This is a genomic window from Roseivirga seohaensis, from assembly GCF_001592945.1.
GTDB classification, from domain to species: Bacteria; Bacteroidota; Bacteroidia; order Cytophagales; family Cyclobacteriaceae; genus Roseivirga; species Roseivirga seohaensis.
In genome coordinates, this window is the sequence record NZ_LRPB01000012.1 from 80,159 (window position 1) to 97,679 (window position 17,521).

The following is a 17,521-nucleotide window of genomic DNA, read 5'->3' on the forward strand; positions in this document are numbered from 1 at the left end:
TTATTTTCTTATTACTGCCCCAAGCTCGCGCTCAAAACCTTGCATTAATCGGCTCATACATTTGTCAATCACCTTGTCGGTCAATGTCTTTTCTTGGTCTTGAAGATAGAAACTGATGGCGTAGGCTTTTTTGCCTGCGTCAATTTTATCGCCTTCATAAACATCAAAAACACTAATACGATTGACCAGTGATCGCTCAAGCTTTTCTGCTAACTTCCGAATGTCATCAAAATTTACGGCTTTATCAACAACTAATGATAAGTCTCTTTTTACCTCTGGGTATTTAGAGATGGGCTGGAAGGTAAATTCAGAAGATGATAGCTTTTGAATATAGTCCCAATCGAAATCAGCAAAGAAAACTTCGGTAGATACATCGGCTAACTTGGCAACTTCTGCATTTACCTTTCCAAGCTGCACGATTGGTTTTTTATTGGTAGAAATGCTTAGCCCATAACCGAATAAATCACTGTCAGTTTCTTGGCTTTCGATTTTATGTATACCAAACTTGGCCAATAACTTAAGCACAATGGCCGATAAATCATGGAAGTTAACCTTTCTGCTTGGCGCCAGCCAACTTTCAGGCGCGGAATTTCCTGTTATAAACAATGAAAGCCTAGAACGCTCTACATATTTTTCTTTGATGAAATGATAGGTGGTTCCGAACTCGAAAAGTTTTAGGTCACCGTTCTTACGTTTCACATTTCTATCAATAACCTCAAGGCCATGGAATAAAAGTGTTTGGCGCATTACGTTTAAATCTTCACTTAAATAGTTGAGAATTTTAACGTTTTCATTTTCGTCAATTGCTGCTGTTCCAGTTGAATAGCCATCTTTAGTAAGCGAGTTAGTGACTATTTCATGAAAACCAGCCCCTGCCAATAAACGAGAGGTTTCTTTTTTAATTCCGTCTGCATCTGTAGAAGGAAATTCCGATAGGAAAGTGCTGCTTAAATGGTCATCGATTTCAATATTGTTGTAACCATAAATTCTCAATACTTCTTCCACAATATCAGCTTCGCGCTGAACATCTACACGGTAGGGAGGAACAATGGCGGTAAATCCAGTTTCAGTTTCGTTCTGAATTTGAATATCTAGGCTTTCTAATATTGACTTGATTTTGTCATTACCTATTGCTTTTCCAATCAGTCGGTCAATGTTCGCAAACTTTACGTCTACTTTAAAATTCTCGATAAGTGTTGGGTAGAAGTCGGCAAGAGGTGATGAAATTTCGCCTCCGGCAAGCTCTTTAACAAGCAATGCAGCATATTTCAAAGCGTAAACGGTAATGTTAGGGTCAGTTCCACGCTCATAGCGGAAAGAAGCATCCGTTTTTAATTGATGCTTCTGAGCGCTTTTTCGAATGTAATCGGGAGAGAAATAAGCGCTCTCTAAAAATACATTTTTCGTAGTTTTTTTAACACCTGACTTGATGCCCCCAAATACCCCGGCAATACACATTCCGCCAGCTTCATTACAAATCATCAGGTCTGTATCGGCTAGTTTCCTTTCTTTCTCATCAAGGGTTGTGAATGATGTTCCTTCAGGAAGCGTTTTTACGGTTACTTTGTCGCCAACAATTTCATCTGCATCAAAGGCATGCATTGGCTGACCAAGGCTATGGAGTACAAAGTTGGTAATGTCAACCACGTTGTTCGTAGGCTTAATTCCAATGGCATTTAGTCTAGCCTTTAACCAATCAGGGGAATCAGTTACAGTAACTCCAGTAATGGTAAGGGAAGAATACCTTGGGCATGCTTCGGTATTTTCAACGGTTACCGGAACAACTCTTTTCTCATTATCTACTTTGAAGCTTTCAACTGATGGGAATGTAGCAGGTCTATTTAGTAGAGCTTTTAGGTCTCTGGCCACACCAATGTGTGAAGCACCATCGGCCCGGTTTGGTGTTAAACCAATTTCAAAAACGAAATCAGATTCTAAATTGAAATAATCAGCTGCGGGAGCTCCGTTTGGCAAATCTGTATCGAGTACTAAAATACCATCATGAGATTGGCCAAGGCCTATTTCATCTTCGGCACAAATCATCCCTTCAGAAACTTCTCCTCTAATTTTGGCCTTTTTTATTTGGAATGAATCGCCAGAACTTGGATAAAGAGTAGCGCCAACAGTTGCAACAATTACTTTTTGACCTGCTTTCACATTTGGAGCGCCACAGACAATAGGAGAAAGTTGCTCTTCACCAATGTCAACGGTAGTTACACTTAATTTATCTGCGTTGGGGTGTTTTGCACAAGTGATTACTTCACCTATTACCAAGCCTTTAAGGCCTCCTTTTACAGATTCTACTTCCTCCCAAGTTTCTACTTCTAATCCTGAGCCAGTTAAAAGTGCTGCAATTTCTTCTGCAGATTCAGTGATTTGAATATATTCTTTAAGCCAGTTAAGGGAAATCTTCATGCCGTTATTTTACTTGTTCCACCCAATTTAGGTGAAAGAGCAAAATTAATGATTTAAGCTTTCCAACAATGTGCTTAGTCGTTTTTGTAGAGCTTTTCGCCTGCTTTAATCGGAACTTTCAGCAAGTTTTCGGCAGGAGGGATGGGGCAGCTATATTCTGGGTTGAAATGGCAATAAGGATTATAGGCGGTATTGAAGTCTAAAACCACAGAATTTGTGCCGTTTTCCATCAAATCAATATATCTGCCACCTCCATAAGTTTCATCACCGCTGGTGTCATCTGCAAACATTAAAAACAGCCGGTTTGGGTTAATATCGTCCCAATCTTTGTAGAGCAATAGTCTTTGTGGTTTTCCTTCTAACTCAAACTCGGCATGAGCAAATGGAATGTATTTTTCTTGTTCGCCAGTAGTGGTAGTGATAAAGATTGGTACCTTCTTTTCGATTTCAACTAGTCGTGCCAAGATTTTATAATCTTCGTTTACTGGGTAGTAGTTCAACTTGGTGAAAGTTCTCTTGTCTTCTTCAAGTAAAGGAGAGCTAGAAGCCAGCATACGCTTGTCTTTGTCCTTTCTTTCTGTTTCAATACGTGCGATGTATTCTTTCGAACTTTCCCCGACAGTGAGAAAGTTAAATACGGTTACACCTAAAAGCAAAACGATCAAAATAACGAAAATAGTGCTCCTTTTCATGCTGTAAAGTAAGGTTGAAAAGGCTGAAACTCAAATGGAAAATTGATTTAAGTATGGGTTAAATTAAACTTTCGTCAGCGAAACTGAAATATCCATCATCTGTAAAAATGATATGGTCTAGAACAGGAATTTCTAGCAGATTTCCCGCGTTTTTCAATTTTTCAGTGAGTCGAATATCTGCTTGGCTAGGTTTTAGGTTGCCCGATGGGTGGTTGTGAACCAAGATGATTCCACTGGCCAAATCTTCCAATGCCTTTTTAAAAATTACTTTGGGGTCGGCTACTGTGCCTGAAACTCCGCCTAGGCTAATTACTCTTTTTTGAATTACCTCATTGTTTCTTTTGAGCATAACTACCCAAAACTGTTCAACCGGTTGGTCCATCAGCTCGGGTTTCATCAGCTCGTATACATCTCTTGAATTGGTAATCTTTAATTTCTTATCCGACTCAAATGATTTCCTCCTTCTACCTAATTCTAAGGCGCTCACAATAGAAATGGCTTTTGCTTCACCAATACCTTTGAATTGTTGAAGTTCAGTTACCGACTGTTTGGCTAATGTGTTGAGGTCGTGATTGGAGTGGGCGAGAATTTTTTTAGAGAGGTCTACAGCGCTTAATTCACGTGAGCCAGAGCCGATAAGAATGGCTATTAACTCAGCATCGGACAGGGCTGCCTTGCCTTTTAATAGTAGCTTTTCGCGTGGCCGGTCTTCTTCAGCCCATTTAAGAATATTCAGTCCTTTTTCCATTTATATTAGAATGGGAAGACTGAATATAATAAAAGTTGATGGATATTAAATATTGGACAACAAAAAAAACCGAACCCTGAAGAGTTCGGTTTCAAGTATCGTTAGCAATTAACTCTTAAAGGCTGTTTACCAGCTTGGTTAATTTTGATTTGTTATTGGCAGCTTTGTTCTTGTGGATGATATTGTTCTTTGCTAGTTTATCAACCATTGAAATAACTTTTTTCAATAACTCTTGAGCCTCAGACTTATCTGAAGTATCTCTCAATCTCTTGATGTAAGTACGAGTGGTTTTGTGCTGATAACGGTTTCTCAATCGTTTAGCCTCGTTCGAACGTATTCTTTTTAATGCAGACTTATGATTTGCCATGTATTTATTACTTACAATTTCTCAAATTCGGGACGCAAAGATAGGTCTTAAAATAATATTAACAAATACATGCTGTTAAAATTATTCTGAATAAATAGCTTTGCTTTCACCATTCTATTTACTTGAGGTTTTTTTGAGTTTGAATGTTTCAGTTCCAGATTTGCTGATAAAGCCCTTAGGTCTATCTGCTTCGGGGTCATCAGATAAAAGCATCATGATTTCATTTTTGCCGCTAAACTCGAAAATGCCCTTTATTCGAGAGAACTCTACATTGAACATGGTGAAAACAATGTCGATTTGGTGAGGAACAACATCCATGTTTAATTCATAACTAAGTCCAGCTGGAATATCTTCGATTTCAAAATTTTCACCTCCCATTACTTCATCACCCGAAATTATGGTGATAACATTGTTGTCTTCAAATGTTATCTCTACATCTTCAGCATCCCCCAAACTTGTTCCATTCCAAACACCTGTTATTCTAGGGTTTGTTGAGTTTTCAGGAGCACTATATGGTTTTGTCGTTTCAGTTGTTGGCTCTGGTTCTGCTATTTCTGGCTCTATTTCTGGCTCTATTTCTTGACGCCCTACACTTGTGATGTAATAGTCAGATTCCCAGTGTTTTCTGATTTCCTCCTTAGGAAAGCTCTCTGAGGTTATAAGTTGTTGGGATCTATTGTCGGTGTATTTTGAAAGAACTAATACCCATCGATCGTTTAGGTATTCTAGTTGAGTAATAGAGTAACCCAAGGCTAAGTTTTCTTCAATTTCTTCTGTTGGGAATGTTTCAGAAGTACGCCATCTCTGCAAGGTGATATCATCGGTTTTTGAGCCTACTAGCGCCCACTTTCCTTGACCATAAGCCAATTTAATAATGCTTCTTCCCTCATCCCAATACTCTTTAATTTTATCTTTTGGAAATTCAGTGGTTGTAGACCATTTTTGACCAGAGTGACTGCTGCCCTTAGACATAACCAAGGCCCAAACATCATTACCATAGGTTAACTCCGTAATAGCATATCCAGCATCCCATAATTCTGTTATTTCATCTTTTGGGAAATCTACGCGCGTTCTCCATGACTGTAAACTATAATCTGAGGTTTTGGATGATATAACAGTCCATAAATTGTTATTATAGCTTAGGCTAGATAAATAATAATCGTTGTCCCAATCATCGCTTATTTCTTCTTTAGGAAATTCAGTCCTTGTTTTCCATTTCTGAGCTGTAATGTTGCTACCATAGGTCATTACTAAATGATACTGGCCAAAACTTATGTTCGCAGTCAATACCAATATGGTTACAATGAGTATTAGAGATGAATTCTTACGCATTTCTTTTTATTGGGGAAGCCTAAATTTATTTATTCAAAACTGAAATTCCATATTTTATTGTCTGCAATGAATGCTGAATTAGGTTTAATTCTGAAAATCTGTATTAGAATCAGCCTTGATGAGTCTAGAAGTAATGTTCAGTTTACTGAAGAAAGCCTATTAGCTTAGCTCCTTTTGTAGGTATAAAACTTTGGCATGGAAATGGGAAGAGAGCTATAAATGCATTAATAAAATGGTCGACCCTTGTTGAAAATTTAAATATCAAGGTTATGAAAAGAGTAATACTGTTTGTAGGAATAATGGTGGTTGGGCTTTTTGCCGAAGGAGAGATACAGGCTCAGAGGCGAAGTAATGAAAGCCGTAACAACCGAGATAAGGGTAGAGTTGAAAAGCGTGATGACAATCGTGGCAGAAACGATAACCGCAAAAAAGTATACAGTTCTAGAGCAAAAAAGAATGGAAGAACTGAAACCGTTGTAAAGAAAGTGGTAGTCAGAAATAATGGTTATCGTTATTCAGATAATAGAAGAGATAATAGATGGAGAAGAGTCGATAATTCATATTATGACTATGACTTTAAAAACGGAAGGCGAAATGTGGTTTACAGAAATGCCGCACCTAGCAGCAGACATATATGGGTAAATGGTTATTGGGAATACAACAGAAGGCTCAGAAGAGATGTTTGGGTGCCAGGCCATTGGGCAGTTAGACGCGACTATCATAGATGGCAAGAAGGCCGCTACAGTGTTATAGGTGGTGTTCGAGTTTGGGTGCCTGGTGTGTGGATCAGGGTTTTCTAAAATTAGACATTGATAAATGAAAAGAGGCGCCATTGGCGCCTCTTACATTATACGTGAACATGTCTTTCTGCGTGATACGATGATCTGACCAATGCGCCAGATTCTACATATTTAATTCCCCGTTTTAAGCCTTCTTCTTTAAAGAACTCGAATTTATCAGGGTGAACGTATTCAATTACTTCGTGATGCATTTTGGTAGGCTGCAAGTACTGGCCTAAAGTCAAGATGTCTAGCTTTACTTCAGCCAAATCGTCCATTAGTCTGAAAACCTGTTCGTCAGTTTCGCCTAAACCTAACATAGCCCCTGACTTTGAGCGTTTTCCGTATTCCTTAATGCGTTTTAATTCTTCTAAGCTTCTAGCGTATTTGGCCTGTGGACGAACTCTTCTATAAAGTTCTTCAACAGTTTCCATGTTATGCGAAACTACTTCTTGACCTGCATCAATCATTCTATATAATGCATCCCAGTTTCCTTTTACATCAGGAATTAGCGTTTCTATGGTGGTTTCTGGGCTTAGTTTTTTCGTTTCTACTACCGTTTGGTACCAGATTTCAGCACCTCTGTCTTTAAGCTCATCTCGGTTTACCGAAGTAAGGACTGCATGCTTAACTCCCATCAGCTTAATAGCTTCAGCTACTCTTTTAGGCTCCTCGGTGTCATACTCTGGTGGGCGGCCCGTGGCTACTGCACAAAAAGAGCAACTTCTGGTACATACATTACCCAATATCATAAAGGTGGCCGTGCCGGCTCCCCAACATTCACCCATGTTTGGGCAATTGCCACTTTCGCAAATGGTATGAAGTTTATATTGATCAACCAGCTTGCGGACTTTAGCATACTCTTCTCCAATCGGGAGTTTTACACGCAACCAATCCGGTTTTTTTCTTCTGGTTTCTTTTTCTTTGGAAATTACTGGTAGTTCAATCATCCTTTTGTCCTCTGACTAACAATACCACAAAGGTAAGTCAAAGGTTCCAAAATGATATGAAAGTAGCTTATCTTCTTTTGCCAAAATAAACTGCAATAAATGCAGCAGAGTAAATACTCTTTCCTTCGGCCTCAGGAAGAATGTCGATTTTACGAGTAAAGGCCTCTATCACAAAACCTGCCTGAATACCAAAAACCCTATTTTTTGTGGAATTGGTCTCAAAGGTCATTGATGTTTTAAGATGAAGCCCTGGAACAATATTCGATTCAAAAAGCCCTTTTAATGGACTAGAGGTTCCGTTAATGTTATTTACCGAATGTATGTTTGGGTCATACTGTTCTTTTCTACCTCTATAATTTACATAGTACGGGGTTTCTAAGCCAATTGTAGGGCCTGCGGAAGCCATAGCAGAAACTCTTACGCCCTGTTGTGGTGATTTTTGGAAGAGCACTTTTTCTCTTCCGTAATAAGGACGAATAGAAATGAGATAATTAGATTTTCCAATAACGAAACTACTTCCTGTAATTGTGGTTTGTCGCGATTCTCTAGGGTGGCGAGTATTGGCCAACTCAATGCCATAGTGCGCTAAATTTTTCTTGTCAAATGAGTTTGAGTGCCTCCAAAACAAAGAGCTTATGAGGCCACTGTTAGAGGCATGTGAGCCACCAAAAACATTTTCAATTTCATAATTCTCGTCTTCGATCCTCGTGTCAAAGCCAAAGCCCGACTGACTAAAACCAGTGTTACAGATAAATAATAACAAGACGACTGTAAAAACTTTGACACTAATTTGCATACTTGGCGTTGTAGCTCTGTTTGAGATTGCTAAATTAACGAAAAAAAATACTGCTTAGTTTATGATTACTGTGAAATCAAAATATACGGGAAACCTAAGTACCGAAGCCGTTCATGTTAAATCTGGAAACGGTATTGTTACTGATGCACCTGTAGATAATAATGGAAAAGGAGAAGCATTTTCGCCTACTGACCTTGTGGCGGCTGCATTGGGTAGTTGTATGATGACCGTTATGGCCATTGCTGGAGAGCAAAAGGGTTTAAATATGGAAGGAATGAATGTGGAATCGACAAAAATAATGAGCGCGAACCCTCGTAGAATTTCTGAAATTAAAATGGATTTCTTTTGGGAGAATTGTACGTTGTCTGACAAAGACAGGGAGTGGATAAAGAACATTGGTTTGACATGCCCTGTTGCGCTAAGCTTGCGTGAAGACCTAAAACAATCTATCGAGTTTCATTTCTAAGTGGATACTGCATGCTTAGAAATAAAAATGCCTCATTGATTATCAGTGAGGCATTTTTTATGAATTGAAAACCGATTAACTCAGTTTCTTATATTTAATTCTGGTTGGTCCAGTATCTCCCAATCGTTTCTTACGGTTTTCTTCATATTCTGAATATCCACCTTCGAACCAATACACTTGAGAGTTACCTTCGAAAGCTAGAATGTGCGTACAGATTCTATCTAAGAACCACCTATCGTGAGAGATAATTACAGCGCAACCACCAAAGTTATCCAAACCTTCTTCCAATGCTCTTAGTGTATTTACATCAAGGTCGTTGGTAGGTTCATCGAGTAATAAGAGGTTAGCGCCTTGCTTAAGGGTTAGTGCCAAGTGCACTCGGTTTCTCTCTCCACCAGAAAGCTGGCCCACCTTTTTGTTTTGGTCTGTTCCGTTAAAATTGAATTTACTTACGTAGGCCCTAGAGTTCATTTCTTTTCCTCCGAGCGTAATCAATTCATTTCCTCCAGTAATTACTTCCCAAACCGATTTGTTAGGGTCAAGATTGTCGTGCTCTTGGTCAACATAGGCGATGTCTACCGTTGGTCCAACAATAAATTCCCCTTGGTCTGGCGTTTCTTTTCCAGTAATCATGTTGAATAGGGTGGTTTTACCAGCACCATTTGGTCCTATAATTCCAACAATACCGCCTTGAGGAAGTGAGAATTCCAGGTTCTCATATAGAAGCTTATCTCCGAAAGCCTTGGCTACATTATGTGCTTCAATCACTTTCGATCCTAACCTTTCTCCTGGCGGAATGTAAAGCTCCAACTTAGCTTCTTTTTCCTTACCCTCCTGACCTAGTAGTTTGTCATAAGCGCTCAAACGTGCCTTGGCTTTGGCCTGTCTTCCTTTAGGCGACATTCTTACCCACTCCAACTCGCGCTGTAAGGTTTTCTGTCTTTTCGATTCAGTTTTTTCTTCACCAGCTAAACGGGTTTGTTTTTGGTCTAGCCACGAAGAATAATTTCCTTTCCATGGAATGCCTTCGCCTCGGTCGAGTTCAAGAATCCATCCGGCTACGTTATCAAGGAAATAACGGTCGTGAGTAACGGCAATTACGGTTCCTTTATAGCGCTGTAAATATTGCTCAAGCCAATGCACAGATTCAGCATCCAAATGGTTGGTAGGCTCATCGAGTAATAATACATCAGGTTCTTGAATCAATAAGCGGCACAAGGCAACTCTTCTTTTTTCTCCCCCAGAAAGGTTTTTAATTGAAGCATCTGATGGAGGTGTTCTTAATGCATCCATTGCTCTTTCAAGTCTGCTGTCTAAATCCCAAGCGTTGATGTGATCTAGTTTCTCCTGAACTTTTCCTTGCTCTTCAATCAGCTTGTTCATTTTATCTGGATCATCGAGAATTTCAGGGTCAGCGAATTTGGCGTTGATCTCTTCAAACTTGTTCAGTAAATCAACAGTTTCTTTAGCGCCTTCTTCAACTACCTGCTTTACCGTTTTGTTGGGGTCGAGCTGAGGCTCTTGCTCTAGCATTCCCACACTATAACCTGGTGAGAAAACCACTTCGCCTTGGTATTCTGTGTCTACACCAGCAATAATGCGAAGTAGAGAGGATTTACCCGAACCGTTGAGTCCGAGCACACCAATCTTTGCTCCGTAGAAAAACGAGAGGTAGATATTTTTTAAGACTTGCTTTTGTGGGGGGTAAATCTTGTTGACCCCAGCCATTGAAAAAATAATTTTTTCGTCACTCATAGTCTGTATCGTTCTATTTTGGAGCAAATATGCTAAAAATTCTGCTTGGGAATTTCTCTCTTGGGTTATTTAGCTAATTTCGGGCAAAATTCAATCTTAGCGTTTTGGAAGAAAAAGAATACGGGTTTATCAAAGAAGGCAAGGTTTTCAGAAAAGCATTTCTCGATTATACAGATAAAGTGATTGGGGAAGTGAAAGAAACCGAAGAGGCCGCTATGCTTTATTATACGGAGCGATTTGCTTTAGCGCAGGCCAAAGTTAATGAGGTAGAGGGAAAAATTAATTCAACCGAAAACAAGGGTTCCTACCTAATGAAGGTACTTCACCTTAAAGAAACCTTGCATGACTTTGATGCCATTGGCGACTTTGAATCCCTTTATCAAAAATTGAATTTGTTGGAAGAGCAGCTAAATAGCTTTATTCAGCAAAACCGATTAAAGAATCTGGAAATAAAAACGGCACTGTTGGCTGAACTGGAAGAAGCAGTAAAAAGCAGCGAATGGAAATCGGCAACAGCGGAAGTAAAAGAGGTACAGCGCAGATGGATAAAAACTGGCGCAGTTGACGATGCTGAGAAGGAAAGAATAGAAGGGACATTTAAGGCATTACTTGATGGTTTTTTTGAGAGAAGGACTGCTTTTTATGCCGACCTCGAAAAAATGATGAAAGAAAAAGAAGCCAATTATCAGGATTTCTTAGAAGAAGCAAAAAAGATAAAAGAGATTGAAAGCTATTCTGTTTTGGTTGAAAAAATCAGAACGCTTAAAGAAGAATGGAAAGACTTAGGTAGAATCAAAGCTGATGTCCGCACCGATTTTTGGAATCAATTTCAAACGATAATCAAGGGAGCTTTAGCAAAAGCTAAAAAGGAGGGGAAGGCAAAAGGGAACACAGGCAATAAAAAAGAGAATCTAGAGAGTCGTTCTGCATTTTTGAAAGAGTTGGCTGTTTTGAATGAGAGTATTAGCCCAAAAGCCAATGTTAAATCACTTCGAGAGCAATGGAAAAGCTTTGGGCCAGTTGGAAAGGTAGAAATGGAAAAACTTCAGGCTGAGTTTCTGTTTTTGACAGACCAAATTGCTGAAAAGCAGTTCATAGAAAGCTTACTTCATAAGAAAATTAAGGGTAAGCAAAACGAAGCTGATAAAGAAAGACTTAGGCTAAAAATCATTTACGATTTACTCAACCGAGATAAAAATGAACTTTCCACATTTCAAGAGAATTTGGATAAGTTCAACACGAGTTCGGGGCTTGATAGGCTGATTGGCGGCAAGCTTGAACTCCAAGAAAGAAAGGTGAAAGTAAAAGAAGAGATTTTACGACAGGTTAAAGCTGGCGCATAGCTTTAAAAGTCAGGAGGTTGCGATTCTGAAACGACCTTTTTGTTAATAATAAAATAATTAGGCACATAGGTTTGATTTTTAGAGTTTAATTCATTCTTTTGCACGCCATTAAAAAAGATAAGAAATGTATTGGACACTTGAACTAGCTTCTTACTTGGAAGACGCCCCTTGGCCTGCGACTAAAGATGAATTGATTGACTTTTCAATCAGGTCTGGAGCCCCACTTGAGGTGGTTGAAAACCTCCAAGAATTAGAAGACGATGGTCAGCCTTATGAAAGTATCGAAGAGATATGGCCTGACTATCCAACAAAAGACGATTTCTTTTTTAACGAAGATGAATATTGAAAATCAACCCCGGTAATTCGGGGTTTTTTTTGCTTCATACTTTTTAGCCACTTGAAAAATTAGGTAGGCTTTTCCTTCTAGATGATAATCGCTGAGATTACGATTGATAATTCTTATATTTCTAGTCGGTCAGTAAAACCCACATGGGTTCGACCGCACTATTTTTTGAAATAAAAAGAAATTGAATGAATCTAAACCTAAAGTCTAAGGAACAACGAACTTATGATGCCATAGTGGTTGGGTCTGGTGTAAGTGGAGGTTGGGCTGCAAAAGAACTCAGTGAAAAAGGCCTTAAAACTGTTGTAATAGAACGTGGCCGAAAAATTGAACACATTAAGGACTATCACACTGCCAATATGGATACTTGGGATCTTCCCAACCGCGGTAGAACCAATCCAGAAATTATTGAGAAGGATTACCCTAAACAAGATAGGACAGGTTATACTACCAATGTAGCCCATCGTCATTTTTTTGTCAAAGATTCAGAACACCCATACCAAGAAGAAAACACGCGTTTCGACTGGATGAGAGGCTACCACTTGGGTGGGCGGTCTATTACTTGGGGGCGCCAAAGTTACCGCTTGAGCGATATAGATTTTGAAGCCAATATTAAAGATGGCTTTGGGGTAGATTGGCCAGTTCGGTACAAAGACATTAAGCCTTGGTATGATTATGTAGAACGTTATATTGGTGTGAGTGGTGAGAAACGTGGGTTTAAGCAATTGCCTGATGGAGAGTTTCTTCCCCCAATGGAAATGAACTGTGTGGAAAAAGATTTCCAGAAAGCGGTAGAAAGCAAATGGAACAACCGCTGGGTTACAGTAGGCCGAACAGCACATCTTACTGAAGCGCTAAACGTTAATCAGCCCGACCATAAGAACCCAGGAGCTAGGAGCCAATGTTTGATGCGAAACCGCTGTATGCGCGGTTGTCCGTATGGAGGTTATTTTTCTAGCCTTTCGTCTACTTTGCCTGCTGGTGTGGCTTCAGGAAACCTCACTGTAATTACCGATCAAATTGTGAGCGAGGTGATTTATGATGATAAAACCGGAAAAGCCACTGGAGTTAGGGTTATTGACCAAAACACTAAGGAGCAAACAGAATTTTATGCGAAAGTCATTTTTTTATGTGCTTCGGCCATTGCTTCGGCTGCTATTTTAATGCAATCTAAAAGTGAGCGTTTCCCGAACGGGCTGGGTAACGATAGTGGCGAATTAGGGCATAATATTATGGACCACCACCTTGGAGTTGGTGCAAGTGCAACGGTAGAAGGATACGAAGATAAATATTACAAAGGCAGAAGGCCGAATGGGCTTTATATTCCTCGGTTTAGAAATTTGGGAGGAAGTTCTGATGTTAAAAACTTCGTTAGGGGCTATGGGTATCAAGGCAGTGCTTCTCGCCAAGGTTGGGGCAGAAACATTGCTGAAATGAACAATAAAAGAGTTGGAGGAGCAGTAAAAGATGCTTGGATGACGCCAGGAGGCTGGACGATTGGCTTTATGGGTTTTGGCGAAACGCTTCCGCAGCATAAAAACCATATGAGATTAGATTATGAAAACCTCGATGCTTGGGGTTTACCACAAGTGATTTTTGATGCTGGTAATTTTCATGAAAACGAATACGAAATGCGAAAAGACATGGCGGCCTCAGGCGCTGAAATGTTAGAAGCAGCAGGCTTTAAAAATGTAAGCACCTATGACAACGGGCCAAATATGGGCTTGGGGATTCATGAAATGGGAACAGCAAGAATGGGGCACGACCCTAAAACTTCGGTACTGAATAAGTGGAATCAGATTCATGCGTGTAAGAACGTTTTCGTAACGGATGGCTCTTTCATGACCTCATCGGCATGTCATAATCCATCACTAGGCTATATGGCCTTTTCGGCTAGGGCTGCCAATTACGCTGCAGATCAAATTCAAAAAGGAAATTTATAAACCATGGAAAGAAGAGAAGCATTAAAAAACTTAGGATTCGGATCGATGGCTTTGTTTACCTCTACGGTTTTCTTTGGCGCATTGCAGGGTTGTTCTTCTGCCGTTGAGCTAGATTGGAAACCGGTGTACCTAAGCCCCGAAGAGGCAAGCCAATTGGGGAAGATTTGTGAAGGAATTATGCCCAAAACGAGTACACCAGGAGCTATTGAAGCCGGAGTGCCAAGTCATTTGGATTCAGCTTTAGCCAATATTTACAGAAACCGTGAAGCGGAATATTTCAAGAGAGGACTCAATGTTTTTGTGGCTAATTTTAACGCAAATCAGGAGGTGAGTTTTGTTAAGGCAACCACCGAACAAATGACGGAGGCTATTAATAGCTACTTTGACAAGTATGAGGCTGACAAGGATATTCTGAGAAACTACCGCGCTGAATTCAGAAAGGAAGGAGAGAAAGACGATGTTTTTGTTGAAACCTATTTTGTGACCAACGTGGTAGATTCTACTATTTGGAGTTATTTTTCTTCAGAATTAGTAGGGAAAGAAGTGATGGCATATGACCCTATTCCTGGTAAATATGAAGGCTGTATTCCTTACGAACCCGGTCAAAAGGCTTGGTCGAATGTTTAAGAGTTTAATTCCGCTCTTTTAGGGCGGAATTTTTTATTCAATTAAAGCTCAATCACCTCGTTTTGAATCGCCCATTTTACAAGGCCGACTGAGTTTTTAAGCTCTAACTTCAGCATAATATTTCCTCGGTGACTTTCTACGGTGTGGGTGCTGATGGATAGTTCGTCTGCAATTTCTGCAGTGGTTTTTTCTTGGCAGATCAGTTGAATAATCTGGATTTCACGCTTAGTGAGTAAGTCTTTTTTTGAAAAACTGCTCGATGATTTTTTATTATCCGCATCAAAAAAGGTAGACATCAACATAGGATCGAAGAAATTTCTTCCCTGCATTACTTCCGATATAGCTGTTAGAATATTGGCTTTACTCGAATTTTTGAGTAGAAAACCAAAGGCTCCGTTTTTGATCATTCGCTTGGCCAGCCTAGGGTTGTCGTGCATGCTCAAGGCAATTACCCTAATGTTTGGGTAGTTTTTGCTCAGGTATGCCGTGCATTCCAAACCGTCCATTTCAGGCATGTTGATGTCCATCAATATTAAATCAACAGGCTGAGATTCTACTTTAGAAATCACTTCTTTTCCGTTCGATGCCCCTCCTATAAATTCAAGGTGTTCGGTAGTGCTAATGATGGCCTCTAAGCCATCAATAATTACTTGATGATCGTCTGCTACTAAGATTTTAATTTTATCCATGTTGTAACGGAATATTTATTTTGAAGCTTACCCCATTTCCTTCTGTACTATCAAATGTGAGCTTCCCTTTCAAAATGTCAATTCGAGAAGCGATGCTCTTGAGTCCAAGTCCATTCTTAATTTTGGTTTTGTCAAAGCCAACTCCATTGTCTTGGTACTCAATAATATATTCATCTTTGATTTTTTTCATTTCAATTTGAATGCTAGAAGCTTGTGCGTACTTAAGAGTGTTGTTTACTAGCTCTTGAATTACTCGATAAATGAGTACTTCACTAGACTCTTCGAAATCGCCTACTTCATAACTTAACTTTTCTTGAATTTCAATTTGAGATGAAGCCGTTACATTGTCAAAAAGATCGAGCATGGCTTCTTCTAAGCCTAATTTGCTTAAGCTGGCAGGAACCATATTGTGCGAAATTCTGCGTACTTCCGAACAGGCATTATCAATTTGACCTAGTGAATTTTGAAATGCATTTTTGTCTTCTACATTATCTTCAAAGTTACTCAAACGCATTTTTATACTTGTAAGCAGAACACCGATTCCATCATGTAAATCTTTGGCCACACGCTTTCTTTCATTTTCTTCACCCAAAACCATTGCTCTTAAGTTTTCTAACTTTTTGCGTTGAATTGTTCTTGAAAAAAGGAGGTAACTAATAATCAGAAGCATGATTAAAGCGATGGTAATTCCTCCAAAAATTTTAGCCCTTTGTGTTGCCCAAATGGCTGTTTCTTCTGCTTCATCCAGCTGTTTATCGGTTCTGTAATCTTCAGTGATTTTGGCTACTGATTCTGTTCTTTGTTTTGCTAAAAAACCTACTACGGTGTCGTACCGTAATTTTTGATACGCCAAGGCATTTTTATAATCTTCCAGCCCTTCGTATGCTTTAGAAAGCTGTGAGTAGGCGGCCATGTATTTCTGCCAATCTCCGTTTGAAGCTAACAGCTTAATGTTATTTTCCAATAAAGGAATGGCTTCAGAAAATCGTTGCTCATTAATCATGGCTTGAGCAATGGAGTTTGCCGTGTTGATTTGAGAAACTACCTGATTGGTTTGGTCATAAATGGTTTTGGCCTTAAGAAGAAAATATATGGAGCTATCATTTTGCTTCAATATGTTATAGGCCGTGCCCATCATATAGTTTAGGTTTGCCTGAAAATTGATATCGCTTTTCTGGTTTAATAGCGCGAAACTCTTTCTGTAATTATCGACTGCTTCTCTGCTTTTTCCGGTTCTGAATAAGAAGTTTCCCAAAGAGTAGTGAGATTTATAAAGTTCAGAGGCTAGTCTGTTTTCTTCCCTAATTTTTTTAGCCCGATTGATAAAATCGAGTGATTGGTCGTTTTCTCTAAGCGTTAGGTAAACTCCACCAATATTGTCTAAAATATCGGCCTCTAACCTTATATGTTCCGGTTTTCCTTCTAGTATTCTCAATAAGCCAGTATAAATCAAAACAGCACTGTCATACTGGCTAGTAACCGTAAAAAATCTGCCTTTTACTTTTTCGAAATGAATTCTGTCTACTTCAGAAAGCGATGTTTTATCTACCTGTTGTAGAAAGTAAAGTGCAGAATCGGTATTGGTTAGTGTAAATATTTCAGCCAATTCAATGGCTGTACTCGGCTGCTTATTTTGGGTATAATTTTCCTTTAGGCTGTCGGTTTTTTGCGATTGGCCAAAAGAAAGGAAGGGTGTAATCACCATTAAAGCGATTACACCTATGAATATCCTATTTACAAATCTAGACATTAGGCTGTTGGTGGAGGGGGAATGTTAACATCGCACTCTTCTGTAAAGAATTCAGGCGTAAATGCCATTGAAACACCATTAGCCAAAGGTAATCGGTTATCTCTATTGGCTAAGTTGTATTTTACTTTATCCGATTCGCTAATGTTCATCTTAAACTTAAGGGTTTCACGCCCAAGCTTTACGTTGAAGTAATAGGTTGTTCTGATTACGGAATAACCTACTTCTTCCTTAAAATTTGATTTGAAAGTTAGAGTAGAATTAGGTGGCATTTCATCAAAAACATGTCCATTCTCATAGCCATCTTGACTAAATACATCTAGATTTTTGAAGATGTATAAAAAGTGCATTGGAACATAAACTTCACCACCAATTACAGGTCTGTTTGGGGCGAAAATAATAAAAGGCATATGGGTGATAACATCTTTGGGCAAATCCTTGAATGTTTCCATTTCGTAGCCCATTGGAATTTTAGGTATTTTCTCAGCTTTCATGTTGTATGGTTTTGGTTGATTTTCAGTGTTTTAGA

17 protein-coding genes are annotated in these 17,521 nt (G+C 39.3%); 6 read left to right on the forward strand and 11 right to left on the reverse strand.

Translation table 11 applies throughout. The features are described from left to right. The 5 genes from pheT to AWW67_RS05550 all read right to left on the reverse strand — a co-directional run bounded on the left by pheT (position 1) and on the right by AWW67_RS05550 (position 5,554). Positions 1–2,415, reverse strand: a complete 2,415-nt coding sequence (pheT, locus tag AWW67_RS05530; protein WP_062300621.1) for a phenylalanine--tRNA ligase subunit beta — start codon at positions 2,413–2,415, stop codon at positions 1–3. 74 nt (positions 2,416–2,489) lie between these two features. Further along, complete coding sequence (locus AWW67_RS05535) at positions 2,490–3,107, reverse strand: DUF1684 domain-containing protein (RefSeq protein ID WP_053223557.1); 618 nt, start codon at positions 3,105–3,107, stop codon at positions 2,490–2,492. Between the two features lie 58 nt (positions 3,108–3,165). Beyond that, the gene (gene radC / locus AWW67_RS05540) at positions 3,166–3,855 is read right to left on the reverse strand and encodes a RadC family protein (protein WP_053223558.1); all 690 of its coding nucleotides are present in this window, start codon (positions 3,853–3,855) and stop codon (positions 3,166–3,168) included. A 115-nt stretch (positions 3,856–3,970) separates the two neighbouring features. Further along, positions 3,971–4,222: a 30S ribosomal protein S20 gene (gene rpsT, locus AWW67_RS05545; protein ID WP_053223559.1), complete on the reverse strand. Its 252-nt coding sequence runs from the start codon at positions 4,220–4,222 to the stop codon at positions 3,971–3,973. A 114-nt stretch (positions 4,223–4,336) separates the two neighbouring features. Then, positions 4,337–5,554, reverse strand: coding sequence for a DUF7477 domain-containing protein (locus AWW67_RS05550; protein WP_141655385.1), 1,218 nt, complete (start codon positions 5,552–5,554; stop codon positions 4,337–4,339). Between the two features lie 269 nt (positions 5,555–5,823). On the opposite strand from AWW67_RS05550, the gene AWW67_RS05555 reads away from it, so the two are divergent. Beyond that, positions 5,824–6,354, forward strand: coding sequence for a YXWGXW repeat-containing protein (locus tag AWW67_RS05555; protein ID WP_062300623.1), 531 nt, complete (start codon positions 5,824–5,826; stop codon positions 6,352–6,354). A gap of 47 nt (positions 6,355–6,401) precedes the next feature. Here the strand turns inward: AWW67_RS05555 and lipA are convergent, their stop codons facing one another. After that, complete coding sequence (gene lipA / locus AWW67_RS05560; RefSeq protein WP_053223562.1) at positions 6,402–7,283, reverse strand: lipoyl synthase; 882 nt, start codon at positions 7,281–7,283, stop codon at positions 6,402–6,404. Between the two features lie 67 nt (positions 7,284–7,350). Further along, positions 7,351–8,079 carry a hypothetical protein gene (locus AWW67_RS05565; RefSeq protein WP_053223563.1) on the reverse strand — a complete coding sequence of 243 codons (729 nt, stop codon included), beginning with the start codon at positions 8,077–8,079 and terminating at the stop codon, positions 7,351–7,353. A 61-nt stretch (positions 8,080–8,140) separates the two neighbouring features. Between AWW67_RS05565 and AWW67_RS05570 the strand changes: the two genes are divergently transcribed. Then, positions 8,141–8,545: an OsmC family protein gene (locus AWW67_RS05570; RefSeq protein ID WP_053223564.1), complete on the forward strand. Its 405-nt coding sequence runs from the start codon at positions 8,141–8,143 to the stop codon at positions 8,543–8,545. A 75-nt stretch (positions 8,546–8,620) separates the two neighbouring features. On the opposite strand, the gene ettA is transcribed toward AWW67_RS05570, so the two are convergent. Then, positions 8,621–10,300 (reverse strand): energy-dependent translational throttle protein EttA, encoded by a 1,680-nt coding sequence (gene ettA, locus AWW67_RS05575; RefSeq protein WP_062300624.1) that lies wholly within the window; start codon positions 10,298–10,300, stop codon positions 8,621–8,623. Positions 10,301–10,404: 104 nt separating this feature from the next. Here ettA and AWW67_RS05580 point away from each other — a divergent pair, with 104 nt between their 5' ends. The 4 genes from AWW67_RS05580 to AWW67_RS05595 all read left to right on the forward strand — a co-directional run bounded on the left by AWW67_RS05580 (position 10,405) and on the right by AWW67_RS05595 (position 14,556). Further along, the gene (locus AWW67_RS05580; protein WP_062300625.1) at positions 10,405–11,643 is read left to right on the forward strand and encodes a DUF349 domain-containing protein; all 1,239 of its coding nucleotides are present in this window, start codon (positions 10,405–10,407) and stop codon (positions 11,641–11,643) included. A gap of 124 nt (positions 11,644–11,767) precedes the next feature. After that, on the forward strand, positions 11,768–11,989 hold the full coding sequence (locus AWW67_RS05585) for a DUF2795 domain-containing protein (RefSeq protein WP_015329640.1): 222 nt from the start codon (positions 11,768–11,770) through the stop codon (positions 11,987–11,989). Positions 11,990–12,174: 185 nt separating this feature from the next. Continuing rightward, complete coding sequence (locus tag AWW67_RS05590; protein WP_062300626.1) at positions 12,175–13,929, forward strand: GMC family oxidoreductase N-terminal domain-containing protein; 1,755 nt, start codon at positions 12,175–12,177, stop codon at positions 13,927–13,929. A 3-nt stretch (positions 13,930–13,932) separates the two neighbouring features. Beyond that, positions 13,933–14,556, forward strand: a complete 624-nt coding sequence (locus AWW67_RS05595; protein ID WP_062300627.1) for a gluconate 2-dehydrogenase subunit 3 family protein — start codon at positions 13,933–13,935, stop codon at positions 14,554–14,556. 41 nt (positions 14,557–14,597) lie between these two features. Here the strand turns inward: AWW67_RS05595 and AWW67_RS05600 are convergent, their stop codons facing one another. Genes AWW67_RS05600 through AWW67_RS05610 form a run of 3 tightly spaced genes read right to left on the reverse strand, consistent with a single transcriptional unit; the run spans position 14,598 to position 17,486 of the window. Then, positions 14,598–15,245 carry a response regulator gene (locus tag AWW67_RS05600; RefSeq protein WP_062300628.1) on the reverse strand — a complete coding sequence of 216 codons (648 nt, stop codon included), beginning with the start codon at positions 15,243–15,245 and terminating at the stop codon, positions 14,598–14,600. Next, positions 15,238–16,995, reverse strand: coding sequence for a tetratricopeptide repeat-containing sensor histidine kinase (locus tag AWW67_RS05605; RefSeq protein WP_082793986.1), 1,758 nt, complete (start codon positions 16,993–16,995; stop codon positions 15,238–15,240). Before AWW67_RS05605 ends, AWW67_RS05600 begins: the two co-directional genes overlap by 8 nt. Continuing rightward, positions 16,995–17,486 (reverse strand): hypothetical protein, encoded by a 492-nt coding sequence (locus AWW67_RS05610; protein ID WP_062300630.1) that lies wholly within the window; start codon positions 17,484–17,486, stop codon positions 16,995–16,997. The genes AWW67_RS05605 and AWW67_RS05610 overlap by 1 nt, the downstream gene beginning before the upstream one ends. Between the last annotated feature and the right edge of the window lie 35 nt (positions 17,487–17,521).